This window comes from Kocuria rhizophila (genome assembly GCF_003667225.1).
GTDB classification, from domain to species: Bacteria; Actinomycetota; Actinomycetes; order Actinomycetales; family Micrococcaceae; genus Kocuria; species Kocuria rhizophila.
Genome location: NZ_RCOM01000010.1, coordinates 1 through 16,666 on the forward strand (window position 1 = coordinate 1; position 16,666 = coordinate 16,666).

Sequence of the window (16,666 nt, forward strand, 5' to 3'; positions counted from 1 at the left end):
CCTTTCCGGTGTGCTCGCGGGTCAGCAGGGACAGGGCGGTCTCGTGGACCAGGTCCAGGACAGCCCGGACGTCCTCGTCGGTGGTCTCGGGGTTCAGCAGGGTGAGCTTCAGGCACGGGCGGCCCTCGATCTCCGTCTCGGCAACGGTGGCGCGGCCCATGTCCCACACCGCGCGGCGGATCGCGCGGACCCAGCGGTCGGGGTCCTCCGGCCCGTCCTCCCGGGCCGGGGGCAGCCACCGGAAGAGCACCGTGCTCAGGGACGGCTCGCACACCAGCTCGAAGCGGGGGTCCGTTCGCAGTCCGTCCGCCGTGCGTGCGGCGAGGTCGATCACGGTGTCCAGCAGCCGACCGATCGCGTCCGGGCCCAGGGTGCGCAGCGTGACCCACAGCTTGAGCGCGTCGAAGCGGCGAGTGGTCTGCAGGGAGCGGTCCACCTGGTTGGGCTCGGGGGTGTCCGCGGGGTTGAGGTACGCGGCGTGGTGCGTGCAGTGGCGCAGCGTGCGCCCGTCCCGCACGAGCACCGCGGAGCAGCTGACCGGCTGGAACCAAGTCTTGTGGAAGTCCACCGTGACGGAGTCCGCGCCCTCGATCCCCGCGAGCAGGTCCCGGTGGGCGGGGGAGACCAGCAGCCCTCCGCCGTAGGCGGCGTCCACGTGCAGCCAGATCCCCTGCGCCGTGCACAGCTCGGCGAGCTCCGGCAGGGGGTCGATGACCCCGCGGTCCGTGGTCCCCGCGGTGGCCACCACGGCCATCGGGGTGAGCGACTGCGCCTCGAGGTCGGCGACCACGCGCCGCAGGGCGGGCACGGACAGCATCCCGCGGTCGTCCACGGGCACGGGGACCACGCAGTCGTCGTCCAGGCCGAGCACGTGCGCCGCGGTGACCACGGAGAAGTGGCTCTCCGCGCTGGCCAGGATCCGCAACGACGCCGCCCGCACCGGTCGCGGGGCCGCTCCCGGAACGAGCGCGGAGCGTTCGAGGCACTCGTCGCGGGCCAGCATCAGGGCCTGCAGGTTGGAGGTGGTGCCGCCCGGGGTGAACATGCCGTCCGCGCCCTCGGGGAAGCCGATGCGCCCGGCGGTCCACGCGAGCAGCTGCCGCTCCATGACGGTGGCGGCCTTGGACTGGTCCCACGTGTCCAGGGACACGTTGACCGCGGCGGCCAGCGTCTCGGCGGCCACGGCGGGCACGGCCACCGGGCAGTTGAGGTGGGCGAGGGTGCGCGGGTGGTGGAACCACACCGCGTGGCGCAGCCACGTGCGGTCCAGCTCGTCCACGGCGGCGTCGAAGTCCGGCAGGGGCGAGTCGAGGTCCACGTGCGCGAGGTCCGCGGCGATCTGGGCGTGGGTCGCCGGCTCGTGGGGCTGCTCGGCCGAGGCCATGCGCGCGGCGCCGGCGGCCGCGGCCGTGGTGACGTCCCTCACGAGGTCCGCGACGGTGTCCTGGTGCAGCAGGGGTGAGCTCATGAAACGTGGCTTCTTTCCGTGGGGTGCACTCGTCAGGCGTAATAGGATACGAATCGGTATCCTATTCCACGACAGGTTAGGCTAACCTAAGAACATGTCGATGTGCACTCGCGGTCACGGCGCCGGGCGCGGTGGGCAGGAACGGGGCGAGCACCCTGGACCTGATCCGCGCCGGGCGGCTGGAGCCACGCAGCCCACGGGTGCGGAGGCCCCCAGGACCGCCGCGCGGACACGCCCGCCGAGCAAGGAGAAACACCCCATGCCCCACTGGGAACGACTGGCCGTGCGCGCGCTCGGGGCCTCGGAGACCGTGCTGAACGTCGTCGCCCGCGAGGACGTGAGCGACACCTACACGCGCATCACCGTGCGGGACGAGGGCTTTCTGGCCCGGCACACCCCGTTCCCCACCCTGTGGCTGCGACTGTGGTTCATGTCCGAGGGGAAGGACCACCAGCGGGCGTTCACCGTGATCAATCCCCGTCCGGATCAGGGCCTCTTCGACATGGAGTTCGCGCTGCACGAGGGTGCGGCCTCCGACTGGGCCCGCACGTGCGCGCCCGGGGACACCATCCGGGCCTCCCTGCTGGGCAGCACCCCGCCGTGGCAGCCCAAGCGCGCGCCGCGCCGCGCCTCCGAGGAGTCCCCCTCTCCGTCCCTCGACGCCGCCTTCAGCGGCCGGACCGTGATCGTGGGGGACCCGGCGAGCCTGCCGGCAGTCAACGCGATGCTCCCCGCACTGGAGTCCCAGGACGTGGAGGTGTGGTTCGGCTACCGCAACGCGCAGGACGAGGACCTCCCGCTCGCCGCCGCACCCCACCACACGGTGCGCCGGGTGCGCCACGACGGGGAGGGAGCCACCATGGCGGATGCCGTGCTCGCGGACTGGGACGCCCACCGTCCCACCGCGCAGGACCGGTTCTGGATCGCTGTGGAGGCCTCGGAGAACCGGCGGCTGAGCACCACCCTGCGCTCCCACTACGGGGTTCCGCGCACCCACATCGACGCCACCGCCTACTGGAGGAACGCATGAGCACCCTGACAGCCCCCGAGCCCGTGGCAGCGGTGCGTTCCGGGAACCGGCCCTTCTGGCTGCTGCTGTGGGCCCTGTACACCACGCAGTTCATCGGGGCCTCGTTCCTCTCCACCGGGCTGGTGGGCATCCTGCGGGACGGCGGCACGGACCTCGGAACCCTGGGCATGCTGCAGCTGCTCGCGCTCGTGTGGCCGCTGAAGTTCCTGTGGGCGCCCCTGCTGGACCGCTGGTCCCCGGCGCGCTCCCGGGGGCACTACCGCACGTGGCTGCTCGTGCTGCAGCCGCTCATGGTGCTGTCCCTGCTGGCCATGGCGGTGTTCTCGGACCCTCAGGACGGTCTCGGCGTGATCATCCTGCTGGCCGCGGCCTTCGTGCTGTTCTCCGCCACCCAGGACATCGCCGCGGACGCGCTGTCCGTGCGCGGGCTCGAGCCCGAGCAGCACGATCTCGGTGCGGGCGTCCAGGTGGGGGCCAGCTACATCGGCACCGTGGTGGGCGGTGGCCTGGCGCTGCTCGTCTACGACGCGTGGGGCTGGCGCGCGGCGGTCGTGATGCTCGCGGCCTGCACCGCGGTGGCCATGGTCCCCGTGCTGCGCCACCGGGAGCAGGAGTACGCGCCCCTGGAGGCGCGTCCCGCGGCCCTGTCCCGGATGTTCGGCGTGCTGTCCGTGCCCGGAGGCAAGCGGTGGGCACTCGTGGCGGTTCCGCCCGTGGCCCTCGGCTCGGCGGCCGTGTGGTCGCTCGTCACGCCCGCGCTCGTGGACGCCGGGTGGTCGCTGGGCTTCATCGGCACCGTGACCTCGGTGGTCGCCGCGGCACCCGCTCTCGCGGCCGCCCTGATGGGTGGCCGGCTGTGCCGAACCCGTGGCCGCGGCGCCACCCTGCTGATCGGCGCGGCCATCCAGCTCCTCGGCGGAATCTGCTTCGTGCCCGTGGTCTGGTCCGGGGCAGAGCTCGCACACGGCATGCAGGTGCTGCTGGGCATCGTGGGCGCGTGCTGCGTGCTCGCGGGCTACACCGTGATGAACACCGGCATCTACGCGGTCAACCTGGGGATCGCGCGCCCCGGTCACGCGGGCGCGGACTTCACCCTGCTGAGCTCGATCTCCATGCTGGGCGGGACGATCGGCGCCTCGGCGGGGCTGTTCATCGCCGGCGCCGGGGGCTACGGCACGGCCCTGGTCTTCGGCCTGCTCGTTGCCGTGGCCGGCGTGGTGGCGTGCCGGACGCACCCGCTGCTCTCCGCGAGGCGCTGACCGACGCCGCAGCCGTCCGCGCCGCTGCTGGCCCACCGTGCGCGGGCCGCACCGCTGGAGGGGCGTTCTCGCGCGGCACCGCTGGCGGCCGACCCCGCGCGGGCCGCACCGCGGAGTAACGGTTACCGCACCGGACGAACGACGACGCCGCAGGGTCACCCCTGCGGCGTCGTCGTTCCGTGCGCGGTGCGGCTCAGTGGAACTCGGGCAGGCGCATCATGCCCTCCTGCACGGTGGTGGCGATCATGGTGCCGTCCCGCGTGAACATCTTCCCGATGGACAGCCCGCGCGCGGAGGACGCGCTCGGGGAGGTCTGGGTGTAGAGGATCCACTCGTCCGCGCGCGCAAAGCGGTGCCACCACATGGCGTGGTCCAGGGAGGCCACGTTCATGCCGCGCTCGCCCCAGGAGCGGCCGTGGCGGCGCAGGATGGGCTCCATCATCGTGTAGTCGGAGACGTACGCCAGGGCGGCACGGTGGATCTGCGGGTCGTCCGGCAGCGGCGCGAGGGCCTTGACCCACACGGCGTTGTAGGAGTCCTGCGACCCCTGCCACGGCAGGAACAGCGGCTCGGTGATGTAGCGCATGTCGAAGGGGCGCTCGAACGCCTGGGCGCGCGCCTCGGGGATGTCGAGGGCACCCATGGTCTCCCGCAGGGACGGAAGGGTCTCCGGGTCCGGGACGTTCTCCGGCATCTGGTCCTGGTGCTCCAGACCCTCGGCGGGCTCCTGGAAGGACGCGATCATCGACAGGATGGTCTTGCCCTCCTGGTAGGCGTGGACACGGCGCGCGGAGAAGGAGCGTCCGTCCCGCACACGCTCCACCCCGAAGGTGATGGGCAGCTCGATATCCCCGCCGCGCAGGAAGTACGCGTGCAGCGAGTGGATCGCCCGGCCCGGGTCCACGGTGCGCATGGCCGCCATCGAGGCCTGCGCGAGCACCTGCCCCCCGTACACGCGGGCGCGGGGGGTGGTGATGGTGCGACCCACGAAGATGTCCTCCGTGGTGCGCGCACCGCCGCCGTCGGCGAGATCGAGCATGCGGATGAGGGCTTCCACGGGGTCTTGCGTCGGATCCAAAGTCATGGGCCCACTCTAAACCGGGCGGTGGATGTGGTGTGATGGACGCATGACTTCCCTCGACGTTCCCGTGCAGATGCGATTCTTCGACCAGGACCAGTACGGCCACATCAACAACGTGACCATGCTGCGCTACTTCGAGGACGCGCGCGTGCGGCTCACCGCCTCGCCGATCGCGAAGGACCCGGACCACGGGATCCCCGAGGACACCACGTTCCGGGAGTCCGTGGGGGAGCTGCGCACGGTGGTGGCCCACCAGAGCGTGGACTACAAGGAGCAGCTGTTCTTCCGCATGGACCCGGTGTACGTGCGCACGTGGATCTCGCGCATCGGCGGTTCCTCCTTCACCATCTCCTACCGGCTGCAGGAGGAGGACGGCTCCCACGTGTACGCGGAGGGGGAGTCCGTGATCGTGGTCATGGACCCCGAGTCGGGCAAGAGCGTGAAGCTCTCGGAGGACCACCGCGCGCTGCTGGCCTCGCTCGAGGACGACGTCAAGTACTCCCACGGGCAATGAGCGCCCCCCGAGATCCCGGGGCGGAGGGCTTCGCGCTGCTCGACCGGCAGGACGCCGCGGACCTGGCCACCTATCTGGGCCGCGCCCGCTCCGTGGACCCGCAGGCCGCCGTCCGGCTGCAGGGCCTGGACCGTGTGCTCGCGGTGTGGGTCTCGGTGATCCACCCCGCGGGCCTGCTGGACACCGCCCCCGTGGTGCTGGGGCTGCGGACCATGCGTCTGGCCGAGTCCTCCGAGCTGGACCTCACCGTGGCGGCGTCCGCCGTCACGGACCGGTTGGCGCGGGTCGCGGGTGAGCCCCCGTCCGCTGGCGAGGAGACGGTGTGGCTCAGCGCCCCGCCGCAGCAGGTCTCGGCCGCGTGGGCCGGGATCGTGGCACCGCGCACCGGCTGGAGCGCCGTGGGCTCCGTGGCGGCCCACCGCGTGCACGAGGTGGCCCGGCGGGGGATCCAGACCGTGGCGGACACCGTCCCGGCGGACTCCGGCGCGGCCGTGGTGCAGAAGGTGCGCTCCCGTGTGTGGGGCGCGTCCTCGGACTGGGGCCCGCTGGACGGCCCGGAAATTCCCGACGGCGCCGCCTTCGCCCTGGACGTGCTGGGCTTCCTCCCGTCCTCGGAGCCCGTGGTGCGGGTGGCCGTGGAGCAGACGGGGCAGTGGGCCCGGCTGAGCACGGGCGCGGGACACGTGCTCGTCAAGCTGCCCCGCTGAGCCGTTCACGGCAGCGGAGGATCCCACAGCAGCGGGCCGCACCCGGGAGCACTTCCCGAGTGCGGCCCGCTGCGCTCTGCCGGGCGGCCGCACGGCCTGCCCGTCCGAGGACGCGCCCGGATCTCAGCCCGGGCGGTTGACCATCGCGTGGGCCGCGCGGTCGAAGTAGTCCCACATGATGCCGTCGTGCAGCGGGGACAGCTCCAGGGTGTCCATGGCCGCGCGCATGTGCCGCAGCCAGGTCTCGCGCGCCCACGTGTCCACGGGGAACGGGGCGTGGCGCATCCGCAGCCGGGGGTGGCCCCGCTGCTCCGAGTACGTGGTGGGCCCGCCCCAGTACTGCTCCAGGAACATCCGCAGCCGCTCCTCGGCCGGGCCGAGGTCCTGCTCCGGGTACAGGGCCTTGAAGTCCGGGTCCTCGGCCACGCGCGCGTAGAACTCGCGGGTGAGCTTCTCGAACGTCTCGTGCCCGCCCACCTGCGCGTAGAAGGAGTCCGACGACACCGCCTCGGCCGCCTCCCGAGCGTCCCCCACCTGCTGCGGTGGCTGGGTCACGGACGGCCCGGCGGACCGGGAACCGACCGCTCCGAGCGTGAACGTGCGCCGTCCGCTCGGGGCGGCCGCGTCCGGGGACAGCGGTCCGGGGCCGGTGTGGTGGGGTTCCCGTGCGGGATCGGAGTCGGGGCTCACCGCTCGGAGTCCGGACCGTCGGCGGGGTGCTCGGCCCGGGCGGCGTCGACCTGCTGGGCGCGGACACCCCGACGCGCGGCGTCCTGACGCTCCAGCACGATCCGGCGCAGACCGCTGTGGGCGGGGTCCAGCTCGTCCAGGAACTGCTGGGCGGCGTCCACGGTCTCCTGCGTGGCGCTGCGGGGGAAGAGCCCCACGGCGATCTGCTGGGCCAGCTCGTGGGTGCGCTCACGCCACACGCCGGTGACCTCCGCGAAGTAGCGGGAGGCGTACGGGGCGAGCAGGGCGTCGTCGTGCACCCGGAAGAAGCCGGCGATTGCGGCCTGCTGCTGGGAGTTGGGCAGGGCACCCTGCTCCACGACCAGACGCCAGGTCTCGGCCTTGGCCTCGGGGGTGGGCACCGCGGCGCGGGCGGTGGCCGCGGCGATCGCACCCGTCTCGGTGTTGTCCTCGCCCAGGGCCGCCTCGATCTCCTCGGTGCCCGCACGGCCCGCGGCCACGAGCGCGGTGAGCACGGACCAGCGGGTGTCGGTGTCCAGCTCGACGCCCTCGGGCACGCCCTCGCCGCGGGAGAAGCCTGCCACGCGGTCCACCTGTTCCTCGGTGCACGCGCGGCGCAGGAAGGCGCGGAAGAACTGCCACTGGTGGTCGGAGCCCGCCTCGGCCGCCGCCGTGAGGTCCCACAGGGTGTCCGCGGCCCGTGCGCGCACCTCGTCCGCGTGCTCCGGGGCCAGGTAGCGGTCCAGGGCGGTGTCCAGCTGGCGCAGCTGCACCTGCACGGCCGTGGAGTCGGTCTCGTGGCCCACGTTGGACAGCACCAGGTCCACGTAGTCGCTCGCGGGGCTCACGCCGTCGTGCACGGAGTCCCAGGCCGCGGCCCACACGAGCGAGCGGGGCAGGGACTCCTCGAAGTCCCCGAGGTGGGTCATGGCGGTGGCCAGGGAGCACTCGTCCAGGCGGATCTTGGCGTAGGCGAGGTCGTCGTCGTTGAGCAGCACCAGGTCCGGGCGCTCCCGGCCCACGAGCTGGGGGACCTCGGTGAGCTCGCCGTCCACGTCCAGCTCCACGCGGAACGTGCGGGTGAGCCGTCCGGTGTCCTCGTGGTGGTCGTAGAAGCCCACGGCCACGCGGTGGGGGCGGAGGGTGGGGTGGCCCTCCTGGCCGATCTGCTCGATCGCGAAGGAGGTGATCACACCGTCGTCGTCGGTCTCCACGCGGGGGACCAGGGTGTTCACCCCGGCGGTCTCGAGCCAGCGCTCGGACCAGTCGGTCAGGTCCCGCCCGCTCGCGGCCTCGAGCTCCACCATGAGGTCGGAGAGCTCGGTGTTGGACCACGCGTGCTTGTCGAAGTACCGCTTGAGCCCGGCCATGAACTCCTTCTGGCCCACCCACGCGACCAGCTGCTTGAGCACGGAGGCGCCCTTGGCGTAGGTGATGCCGTCGAAGTTCACGAGCACGGCCTCGAGGTCCGGGATCTCGGCCTTGATGGGGTGCGTGGTGGGCAGCTGGTCCTGCGCGTAGCCCCAGGACTTCTCCCCGGCCACGAACGTGGTCCAGGCGTTGGTGTACTGCGTGTTCTGCGCGCACGCCAGGGTGGACATGTACTCCGCGAAGGACTCGTTGAGCCACAGGTCGTTCCACCAGCGCATGGTCACCAGGTCCCCGAACCACATGTGCGCGAGCTCGTGGAGCACAGTGATGGCGCGGCGCTCCACGAGAGCCTGGGCAGGCTTGGAGCGGAAGATGTAGGACTCCACAAACGTGACCGCACCCGCGTTCTCCATGGCGCCCGCGTTGAACTGGGGCACGAAGAGCTGGTCGTACTTCTCGAACGGGTAGGGGGTGTCGAACTGGGACTCGAAGAACTCGAAGCCCTGCTTGGTGACCTCGAACATCTCCTCGGCGTCCATGTGCTCGAACAGGGAGCGCCGTGCGTACAGCCCCAGCTCGACGGTGCGGCCGTCGGAGGAGACCAGGCTGTCGTGGGTGCTGAGGTACGGGCCGGCGATCAGCGCGGTCACGTAGCAGGACATCACGGGCGTGGGGGAGAAGTCCCAGCGGGCCACGCCCTCGGAGACCGCCACGGGCTCGGGGCTGGGCTGGTTGGACACCACGGCCCACTCAGCGGGGGCCGTCACGCAGAACTGGAACGTGGCCTTGAGGTCCGGCTGCTCGAACACCGGGAACATCCGGCGCGTGTCCGCGACCTCGAACTGCGAGTAGAGGTACACCTGGCCGTCGGCCGGATCCACGAAGCGGTGCAGGCCCTCGCCCGTGTTCATGTAGTGCATGGTGGACTCGACCACCAGCTCGTTCTGCGCCGCGAGCCCCGGGAGCTGGATGCGCTCGCCGTCGCTGACCTCGGCGGGGTCGAGGGACGCACCGTTGAGGGTGACGGACTCCACCGAGGCGGTGATCGCGTCGATGAACGTGCTCGTCCCCGGCTCGGCGGTGAACGCCACCGTGGTGCGCGCGCGGAAGGTCCGGGGGTCCTCGGTGAGGTCCAGCTCCACTCGGTACGACTGCACCAAGACGACCTTGGCGCGCTCGGCGGCCTCCGCTCGGGTCAGGTTGGTTCCGGGCACGACGGCGTTCCTCTCCTCGACGACAAGTCCATGCGCACGCGGCGCATTCAGTCATTATGACAGCCGCCACACATCCCCACGCATCAGGCGGGCAGCGCGTGGCGGACACCGGCCGCCCGGCCCGAGGGTGTGGGAAGGCGGCGATACAGTGGGGGTCACACACCGACCCCGCGGGCGCCGCCCGGCGCACCGCCCACGCCAAGCCAGGAGTTGCTGACACCCATGCGCGTGCACATCGCCACCGACCACGCCGGCCTCGAGCTCTCGCACCACCTCATGGAGAAGCTCACCGAGCACGGGTACGAGATGATCGACCACGGGCCGGTGGAGTACGACGCCGCGGACGACTACCCCGCGTTCTGCATCAGCGCCGCCCTGGGCGTCAAGGAGGACCGGGAGAACGGCCTGGACTCCCTGGGGATCGTGCTGGGTGGTTCCGGCAACGGTGAGCAGATGGCGGCCAACACGGTGGAGGGCATCCGCGCCGCGCTCGTGTGGAACCAGGACACCGCCAAGCTCGCCCGGGAGCACAACGACGCCCAGGTGATGGCGCTGGGTGGACGTCAGCACGAGTTCGAGGAGGCGCTCGGGCTCGCCCTCACCTTCCTCGCGGAGCCGTTCTCGGGCGACGAGCGCCACGTCCGCCGCATCGCCCAGCTGGGCGAGTACGAGCGCACCGGGGACATCGCGGGCAAGCTGTCCGCGGTCACCGCGCGCCCCTTCACCGCGAACTGAGCGGGCCCGCACCCGTGCCCGAGGGCCACTCCGTCCACCGCCTCGCGCGCCAGCTGTCCGACCTCTTCGAGGGGCAGCAGCTGCGGGTGAGCAGTCCCCAGGGGCGCTTCTCCGCCGGTGCCGCGCTGCTGGACGGCCGCGTGCTGACGCGCTCCAGGGCCCACGGCAAGCACCTCTACCTGGACTTCGCCGCGCCGGATGACCCCGCGGACGTCATCGTGCTGCGCTCGCACCTGGGCATCTACGGCGCGTGGAGCTTCGCGGGGGACGAGACGTTCGCGGCGGCGTCGTCGATCGGCGCGCCGCGCCGGCTGGGGGAGCGCGAGTCCGGCTCCGCGGCGGCCCCCGTGGCCCACGACGACGCCGGGCGGGTGGTCCCCGAGGCCCCCGTGGGTGCGGTGCGGGTCCGGCTCGCGGGGGAGCACGGCTGGGCTGACCTGCGCGGCCCCGCGCTGTGCGTGGCCGAGACCCCCGAGGAGGCCGCGGCCGCCGAGGCGAAGCTCGGTCCGGACCCGCTGGATCCGCAGGCCGACCCCGAGCCGTTCGTCGCCGCCGCGGGGAGGTCTCGACGGCCCATTGGGGTGCTGCTGATGGAGCAGCACGTGGTGGCGGGGATCGGCAACATCTTCCGGGCCGAGTCCCTCTTCCGCCGCGGAGTGGACCCCATGACCCCGGGCACCTCGCTCACGCGGGAGGACCTGCTGGGGCTGTGGGAGGAGAACGTGGCCCTCATGGCCGTGGGTGTGCGGGTGGGCAGGATCATCACCACGGATCCCGTGGACCGCCCCGGGCTGTCCGAGGCCGAGGCCTGGCCCGAGCACGCCAACTACGTCTACCACCGCCACGGGAAGCCGTGCCTTCGGTGCGGGGCCACCGTGCTGAAGAAGGACCTCAACGGTCGAGGCCTGTACTGGTGCCCGAGCTGTCAGGCCTGAGGTCGGGGAGGCCCGGGAACTCGGGGACGCCCGGAAACTCGGGGAGCTCAGCCGGCCCGCTGCGGTGACCGTGCGGCGTCGTCAAGATGCGGAGAACCCCGCAACGCCGGGCGCTGCGGGGTTCTCGGTGGGTCTGGAGGGGGCGACGGGAATCGAACCCGCGTAGCCAGTTTGGAAGACTGGGGCTCTACCATTGAGCTACGCCCCCGGTGACGTGAAAAGAGTACACGAGGCCCTCCCCGCCTTCCACTTGCCCGCGGTCCCGGGCCCCGATTTCCGGGCGTGGCCCCGCGACACGATAGAGTGGAACGTTGTCGGCCCGCTCCGAGTGGTCCGGCGCCCTCGTCCCGCGCTCGCGCGGGATCCCGCGGCCCGCCTGGCGAGCTCGCGACCACGGGGTGTAGCGCAGTGGCTAGCGCGCCTGCTTTGGGAGCAGGAGATCGCAGGTTCGAGTCCTGTCACCCCGACGTCTGGGCACCGCAGCACCCGTGCTGCAGCGCCCGTCGACCCACCGGACCGACCCCGGTCCGTTGCCGTAAGCACCCAACGACCCCAGGAGTACAGCGGAAGTGAAGAGCGCCGTCGAGAAACTCAACCCCACCGAGGCGAAGATCACGATTGACATCGCGTACGCGGATCTGAAGCCCTTTGTGCAGGAGACCTACAAGGAGCTGGCCAACCAGATCCAGATCCCCGGCTTCCGCAAGGGCAAGACGCCCTCCAAGCTCATCGACCAGCGCGTGGGCTTCGACTTCGTGGTGGAGAACGCCCTGAACGAGGGCCTCAACAACTTCTACCAGCAGGCCCTCACGGAGAACGAGCTGACCCCGCTCTCCCAGCCGCAGGTGGAGGTGCTCTCCAAGCCCGAGGAGAACGACCGCGAGGCCGACACCAAGGTGGAGATCTCCGTGGCCATCCGCCCCGAGATCGAGCTGCCCGACTACAAGGGCCTCGAGGTGGAGGTGGAGGCTCGCGAGGCCACCGCCGAGGACGAGCAGAAGGCCCTGGACGAGCTGCGCGCCCGCTTCGGCACCCTCAAGTCCGTGGACCGCCCCGCGGTCGAGGGTGACCACGTGACCCTGGACCTGCAGGCCCTGGTGGACGGCGACGAGGTCGACGCCGCCAACGACCTCTCCTACGAGGTGGGCTCCGGCACCATGCTCGAGGGCATCGACGAGGCCGTGACTGGTCTCTCGGCGGGCGAGGACGCCACCTTCGAGACCACCCTGGCCGGTGGCGAGCACTCCGGCGCCGAGGCCACCGTGAAGGTCAAGGTCACCGCCGTCAAGGAGCGCGAGCTGCCCGAGGCCGACGACGAGTTCGCCCAGCTGGCCTCCGAGTTCGACACCATTGCCGAGCTCAAGGAGGACCTGAAGAAGCAGGCCGCCGAGTCCGCCGTGGTGGAGCAGGGCATCGAGGCCCGCGACAAGGTCCTGGACAAGCTCGTGGAGCTCATCGAGGTCCCCGTGCCCGAGAAGGTCATCGAGGACCAGATCTCCCAGCACTTCGACTCCGAGCAGGCCCAGGCCTCCGCGGAGCCGGGCCACGACACCGAGGAGCACCGCGCCGAGGTCCGCAAGAACGCGGAGACCGCGTTCCGCAACGAGATCATTCTGGACGCCGTGGCCGAGGCCGAAGAGGTCGGCGTGGAGCAGTCCGAGCTGATCGACTACATCATCTCCATGTCCCAGCAGTACGGCATGGACCCGAACCAGTTCGCGCAGATGCTCGACGGTTCCGGCCAGGCCGGGATGATGGTGGGCGAGGTCCGCCGCCGCAAGGCGCTGGCCAAGGTTCTGGAGACCGCCAAGGTCACCGACACCAAGGGCAACACCGTGGACCTGTCCTCCTTCGTGGGCACCGCGGACGAGGACGCCGAGGCCTCCGACAGCGAGTGATCCTCCACTCCGCCCCGGCGGAGCACGCGTGAGACGACGCCGCGGCCGCCCCCATCACGGGGGGTGGCCGCGGCGTTTCGCCGTGGGCGTGCCACCATGCGCCACCAGCGAACAGCCCCGGGACCGGGGGGTGGGTGGACACGGTGAGCACTACGCTTCTGACTCAGGAACTGTACGTGGGCCCCGCGCTCGTCCGGCGAGCCGCGGCGACCCTTCCAGAAGAAAGAGGGCATTCATGACCTCCACTCCCCACCAGCCGTACGGTGCCGCACCGGCCTCTCCCCGCATGGAGGGCATGGCGCCGGGCGGCCAGGACGACTACGTCTACAACCGTCTGCTCAAGGAGCGCATCATCTGGCTGGGCTCCGAGGTGAAGGACACCAACGCCAACCTCATCTGCTCGCAGATGCTGCTTCTCTCCGCCGAGGACCCCGAGGCGGACATCTTCCTGTACATCAACTCCCCGGGCGGCTCCGTGACCGCGGGCATGGCCATCTACGACACCATGCAGCTGATCCCCAACGACGTGGTCACCGTGGCCACCGGTCTGGCGGCGTCCATGGGGCAGTTCCTGCTCTCCTCCGGGACCAAGGGCAAGCGCTACGCGACCCCCAATGCCCGCATCCTCATGCACCAGCCCTCGGGAGGCATGGGCGGCACGGCCTCGGACATCCGCGTGCAGGCGGAGCTGATCCTCTCCATGAAGCAGCGCCTCGCCGAGCTCACCGCCGAGCAGACCGGGCAGACGCTCGAGACCATCCTGCGCGACAACGACCGTGACAACTGGTTCGACGCCAAGCGTGCCCTGGAGTACGGCTTCTTCGACCACATCGCGCAGTCCGCGAGCAACGTGACCGGCGGCGGCGGGACCATGAAGGACGCGCAGTAGTCCCGCCCCGCCCCGCCACGACACACCCACAGACTTCTCAGGACGGATTCATGAACCTCCCTCACGCCACTGCACCGCAGCTGCCCACCAGCCGCTACGTGATCCCCGACTTCGAGGAACGCACGCCCTACGGCTACCGCCGCCAGAACCCCTACACCAAGCTGTTCGAGGACCGCATCATCTTCCTGGGCGTCCAGGTGGACGACACCTCGGCGGACGACATCATGGCGCAGCTGCTCGTGCTGGAGTCCCAGGACCCGGACCGGGACATCACCATGTACATCAATTCCCCGGGCGGCTCGTTCACGGCCATGACGGCCATCTACGACACCATGCAGTACATCCGCCCGGAGATCCAGACCGTGTGCCTGGGCCAGGCGGCGTCGGCGGCGTCCGTGCTGCTGGCCGGCGGCACCCCGGGCAAGCGCCTCGCGCTGCCGAACGCCCGCGTGCTGATCCACCAGCCCGCCATGGAGGGCCAGGGCGGCGGCCAGGCCTCGGACATCGAGATCCAGGCCAACGAGATCATGCGCATGCGCACGTGGCTCGAGGAGACCATGGCGCTGCACACCAGCAAGAACGTTGAGGAGATCAACCGCGACATCGAGCGCGACAAGATCCTCACCGCCAAGGAGGCGCAGGAGTACGGGATCATCGACCAGGTCCTGGACTCCCGCAAGATCAACAAGCCCTCCACGGTGACCCAGGCCTGACGCGGTCTGTCACGGCGTGGAACGCGGCCACGGTGGGCACCCGGTGCCCGCCGTGGCCGCGTCCCGTTCGAGCGCCGGCGGGGTGCCCATGACACCGCGGTGGTGATTGGGTGCACCGCCCGCCCCTCGCCTAGAGTGGTCCCAGCACCCGCCACGACGAACTGTGAGGCTGACACATGGCGCGCATCGGAGAGAGCGTTGACCTGCTCAAATGCTCCTTCTGTGGCAAGAGCCAGAAGCAGGTGCGCAAGCTCATTGCGGGCCCGCGCGTCTACATCTGCGACGAGTGCATCGAGCTGTGCAACGAGATCATCGAGGAGGAGCTCACCGAGGTCCCGGAGACGGACCAGACGGAGCTCCCGCGCCCCCAGCAGATCTACGACCACCTCCAGGAGTACGTGATCGGCCAGGAACCCGCCAAGCGGGCGCTGGCCGTGGCGGTGTACAACCACTACAAGCGCATCCGCGCCGGGGTCTCCGGGCACACGCTCGCGATTGCTGGAGCGGAGGGGGACGAAGAGGCCATCGAGGTGGCCAAGTCCAACATCCTCCTCGTGGGCCCCACGGGCTCGGGCAAGACCTACCTCGCGCAGTCGCTGGCCAAGAAGCTGGACGTGCCGTTCGCGGTCGCGGACGCCACGTCCCTGACGGAAGCCGGGTATGTCGGTGAAGATGTCGAGAATATTCTCCTCAAGCTCATCCAGGCCGCTGATTTCGATCTCAAGAAAGCGGAGCAGGGGATTATTTACATTGACGAGATCGACAAGATTTCTCGTAAATCGGAGAACCCCTCGATCACGCGTGACGTATCGGGCGAAGGGGTCCAGCAGGCGCTCCTGAAAATTCTCGAGGGCACCGTGGCGTCGGTGCCCCCGCAGGGCGGGCGCAAGCACCCCCAGCAGGAGTTCCTGCACCTGGACACCACCAACGTGCTGTTCATCGTGGCCGGTGCGTTCGCCGGTCTCGAGGAGATCGTGCAGCAGCGCACCGGCAAGAAGGGCATCGGTTTCGGCGCGCCCATCAAGGACACCACCGAGGTGGACATCGCCGGGCAGGTCCAGCCCGAGGACCTGTTGAAGTTCGGCCTGATCCCCGAGTTCATCGGCCGCCTGCCCGTGGTGACCACGCTGTCCAAGCTCTCGGTGGCGGACATGGTGCGGATCCTCACCGAACCGCGCAACGCGCTGGTCAAGCAGTACCGCAAGCTCTTCCAGCTGGACGGCGTGGAGCTCACCTTCGACCCCCAGGCGCTGGAGGCCATCGCGAAGCTCGCGCTCGAGCGCGGCACCGGTGCCCGCGGACTACGGGCCATCCTCGAGGACATCCTCATGCCCGTCATGTTCGACCTCCCGGGCCGGGACGACATCGCCGCCGTGCTCGTGACCGAGGACGCCGTGGCCAAGATCGCGGACCCCGAGATCTTCACGCACGAGATGATCGAGGCCGAGCGGCGTCGTCACAAGTCAGCGTGACACGCCGCACGAACCAACGAAAGGAACTCTCATGGCTGAGAAGCAGCACGTCGACTTCTGGTTCGACCCCCTGTGCCCGTGGGCATGGATGACCTCCCGCTGGATGGAGGAGGTCGTGCGCGTCCGTGACGTGGAGGTGGACTGGAAGATCATCTCCCTGGGCATCCTCAACGAGGACAACCCGGACAACCACCACCACGGCCACGACGAGTCCATGTGGCTCGTGCGCGTGGTCGAGGCGGCCGCGCAGCAGCACGGGGACGAGTACCGCAAGAAGCTCTACGACGCCATGGGCACGCGCCGCCACCCCCGCGGGATGGACAGCCTGGAGCAGATCATCACCGAGTCCCTCGCGGAGGTCGGGCTGCCCGCGGAGCTCGCGTCCGCCAAGGACTCCACGGACTACGACGCCGACCTGCGCGCCTCCACGGACGAGGCCCGGGCCGTCGCGGGCAAGGACATCGGCACGCCCGTGATCGCCGTCAACGGCGTCGGCTTTTTCGGCCCCGTGTTCACCCCCGCGCCCAAGGGCGAAGAGGCCGGGAAGGTCTGGGACGGTGCGCTGGCGCTGGCCTCCTACCCGGGGTTCTACGAGCTCAAGCGCGGCCGCGAGAAGGGCCCCGACTTCAGCTGAGGCCTCCGACCCGTTCCGTAGACGGCGGGCCCCGGACGATGTCCGGGGCCCGCCGT

15 protein-coding genes and 2 tRNA genes are annotated in these 16,666 nt (G+C 70.6%); 12 read left to right on the forward strand and 5 right to left on the reverse strand.

Annotated elements, in window-relative coordinates; translation table 11 throughout:
- A partial coding sequence (locus D9R02_RS03030; RefSeq protein ID WP_121566304.1) for a pyridoxal phosphate-dependent decarboxylase family protein occupies window positions 1–1,468 on the reverse strand: 1,468 nt, incomplete at its 3' end.
- Window positions 1,469–1,727: 259 nt separating this feature from the next.
- On the opposite strand from D9R02_RS03030, the gene D9R02_RS03035 reads away from it, so the two are divergent.
- Window positions 1,728–2,498, forward strand: coding sequence for a siderophore-interacting protein (locus D9R02_RS03035; RefSeq protein WP_121566305.1), 771 nt, complete (start codon window positions 1,728–1,730; stop codon window positions 2,496–2,498).
- Window positions 2,495–3,757, forward strand: coding sequence for an MFS transporter (locus tag D9R02_RS03040; protein ID WP_121566306.1), 1,263 nt, complete (start codon window positions 2,495–2,497; stop codon window positions 3,755–3,757). The genes D9R02_RS03035 and D9R02_RS03040 overlap by 4 nt, the downstream gene beginning before the upstream one ends.
- 193 nt (window positions 3,758–3,950) lie before the next feature.
- On the opposite strand, the gene D9R02_RS03045 is transcribed toward D9R02_RS03040, so the two are convergent.
- A complete protein-coding gene (locus D9R02_RS03045) occupies window positions 3,951–4,841 on the reverse strand; it encodes an acyl-CoA thioesterase (protein WP_047978117.1) in 891 nt (296 codons plus the stop codon).
- Between the two features lie 43 nt (window positions 4,842–4,884).
- Here D9R02_RS03045 and D9R02_RS03050 point away from each other — a divergent pair, with 43 nt between their 5' ends.
- Together D9R02_RS03050 and D9R02_RS03055 are read left to right on the forward strand one after the other, a co-directional pair.
- The gene (locus tag D9R02_RS03050) at window positions 4,885–5,352 is read left to right on the forward strand and encodes an acyl-CoA thioesterase (protein ID WP_019309011.1); all 468 of its coding nucleotides are present in this window, start codon (window positions 4,885–4,887) and stop codon (window positions 5,350–5,352) included.
- Entirely contained in the window at window positions 5,349–6,059 is a 711-nt protein-coding gene (locus D9R02_RS03055) for a DUF8185 domain-containing protein (RefSeq protein ID WP_121566307.1), read from the forward strand. Before D9R02_RS03050 ends, D9R02_RS03055 begins: the two co-directional genes overlap by 4 nt.
- 123 nt (window positions 6,060–6,182) lie before the next feature.
- On the opposite strand, the gene D9R02_RS03060 is transcribed toward D9R02_RS03055, so the two are convergent.
- Together D9R02_RS03060 and pepN are read right to left on the reverse strand one after the other, a co-directional pair.
- A complete protein-coding gene (locus D9R02_RS03060; protein ID WP_047978143.1) occupies window positions 6,183–6,563 on the reverse strand; it encodes a globin in 381 nt (126 codons plus the stop codon).
- Between the two features lie 182 nt (window positions 6,564–6,745).
- Window positions 6,746–9,334, reverse strand: coding sequence for an aminopeptidase N (gene pepN, locus D9R02_RS03065; RefSeq protein ID WP_121566308.1), 2,589 nt, complete (start codon window positions 9,332–9,334; stop codon window positions 6,746–6,748).
- A gap of 222 nt (window positions 9,335–9,556) precedes the next feature.
- Between pepN and D9R02_RS03070 the strand changes: the two genes are divergently transcribed.
- Together D9R02_RS03070 and D9R02_RS03075 are read left to right on the forward strand one after the other, a co-directional pair.
- On the forward strand, window positions 9,557–10,069 hold the full coding sequence (locus tag D9R02_RS03070; protein WP_019309015.1) for a ribose-5-phosphate isomerase: 513 nt from the start codon (window positions 9,557–9,559) through the stop codon (window positions 10,067–10,069).
- A 14-nt stretch (window positions 10,070–10,083) separates the two neighbouring features.
- Window positions 10,084–11,004 carry an Fpg/Nei family DNA glycosylase gene (locus D9R02_RS03075; protein ID WP_102613709.1) on the forward strand — a complete coding sequence of 307 codons (921 nt, stop codon included), beginning with the start codon at window positions 10,084–10,086 and terminating at the stop codon, window positions 11,002–11,004.
- 134 nt (window positions 11,005–11,138) lie between these two features.
- Here the strand turns inward: D9R02_RS03075 and D9R02_RS03080 are convergent.
- Window positions 11,139–11,212: transfer RNA gene (locus D9R02_RS03080), tRNA-Gly, on the reverse strand.
- 186 nt (window positions 11,213–11,398) lie between these two features.
- Here D9R02_RS03080 and D9R02_RS03085 point away from each other — a divergent pair.
- The 6 genes from D9R02_RS03085 (at window position 11,399) to D9R02_RS03110 (ending at window position 16,610) form a co-directional block, all read left to right on the forward strand.
- Window positions 11,399–11,471: transfer RNA gene (locus D9R02_RS03085), tRNA-Pro, on the forward strand.
- A 102-nt stretch (window positions 11,472–11,573) separates the two neighbouring features.
- A complete protein-coding gene (tig, locus tag D9R02_RS03090; RefSeq protein WP_019309017.1) occupies window positions 11,574–12,902 on the forward strand; it encodes a trigger factor in 1,329 nt (442 codons plus the stop codon).
- Between the two features lie 286 nt (window positions 12,903–13,188).
- Complete coding sequence (locus tag D9R02_RS03095) at window positions 13,189–13,791, forward strand: ATP-dependent Clp protease proteolytic subunit (protein WP_183085942.1); 603 nt, start codon at window positions 13,189–13,191, stop codon at window positions 13,789–13,791.
- Window positions 13,792–13,841: 50 nt separating this feature from the next.
- Entirely contained in the window at window positions 13,842–14,504 is a 663-nt protein-coding gene (locus D9R02_RS03100) for an ATP-dependent Clp protease proteolytic subunit (RefSeq protein WP_019309019.1), read from the forward strand.
- 176 nt (window positions 14,505–14,680) lie between these two features.
- Window positions 14,681–15,976 carry an ATP-dependent Clp protease ATP-binding subunit ClpX gene (clpX, locus tag D9R02_RS03105; RefSeq protein ID WP_019309020.1) on the forward strand — a complete coding sequence of 432 codons (1,296 nt, stop codon included), beginning with the start codon at window positions 14,681–14,683 and terminating at the stop codon, window positions 15,974–15,976.
- A 31-nt stretch (window positions 15,977–16,007) separates the two neighbouring features.
- Window positions 16,008–16,610, forward strand: a complete 603-nt coding sequence (locus tag D9R02_RS03110) for a mycothiol-dependent nitroreductase Rv2466c family protein (protein WP_019309021.1) — start codon at window positions 16,008–16,010, stop codon at window positions 16,608–16,610.
- Window positions 16,611–16,666 lie beyond the last annotated feature (56 nt).

Bases quoted from the DNA above. Each gene is read 5' to 3' on its own strand.
- D9R02_RS03035 (WP_121566305.1), top strand. From the start codon at position 1,728: ATGCCCCACTGGGAACGACTGGCCGTGCGCGCGCTCGGGGCCTCGGAG.
- D9R02_RS03040 (WP_121566306.1), top strand. From the start codon at position 2,495: ATGAGCACCCTGACAGCCCCCGAGCCCGTGGCAGCGGTGCGTTCCGGG.
- D9R02_RS03045 (WP_047978117.1), bottom strand. From the start codon at position 4,841: ATGACTTTGGATCCGACGCAAGACCCCGTGGAAGCCCTCATCCGCATG.
- D9R02_RS03050 (WP_019309011.1), top strand. From the start codon at position 4,885: ATGACTTCCCTCGACGTTCCCGTGCAGATGCGATTCTTCGACCAGGAC.
- D9R02_RS03055 (WP_121566307.1), top strand. From the start codon at position 5,349: ATGAGCGCCCCCCGAGATCCCGGGGCGGAGGGCTTCGCGCTGCTCGAC.
- D9R02_RS03070 (WP_019309015.1), top strand. From the start codon at position 9,557: ATGCGCGTGCACATCGCCACCGACCACGCCGGCCTCGAGCTCTCGCAC.
- D9R02_RS03095 (WP_183085942.1), top strand. From the start codon at position 13,189: ATGGAGGGCATGGCGCCGGGCGGCCAGGACGACTACGTCTACAACCGT.
- D9R02_RS03100 (WP_019309019.1), top strand. From the start codon at position 13,842: ATGAACCTCCCTCACGCCACTGCACCGCAGCTGCCCACCAGCCGCTAC.
- clpX (WP_019309020.1), top strand. From the start codon at position 14,681: ATGGCGCGCATCGGAGAGAGCGTTGACCTGCTCAAATGCTCCTTCTGT.
- D9R02_RS03110 (WP_019309021.1), top strand. From the start codon at position 16,008: ATGGCTGAGAAGCAGCACGTCGACTTCTGGTTCGACCCCCTGTGCCCG.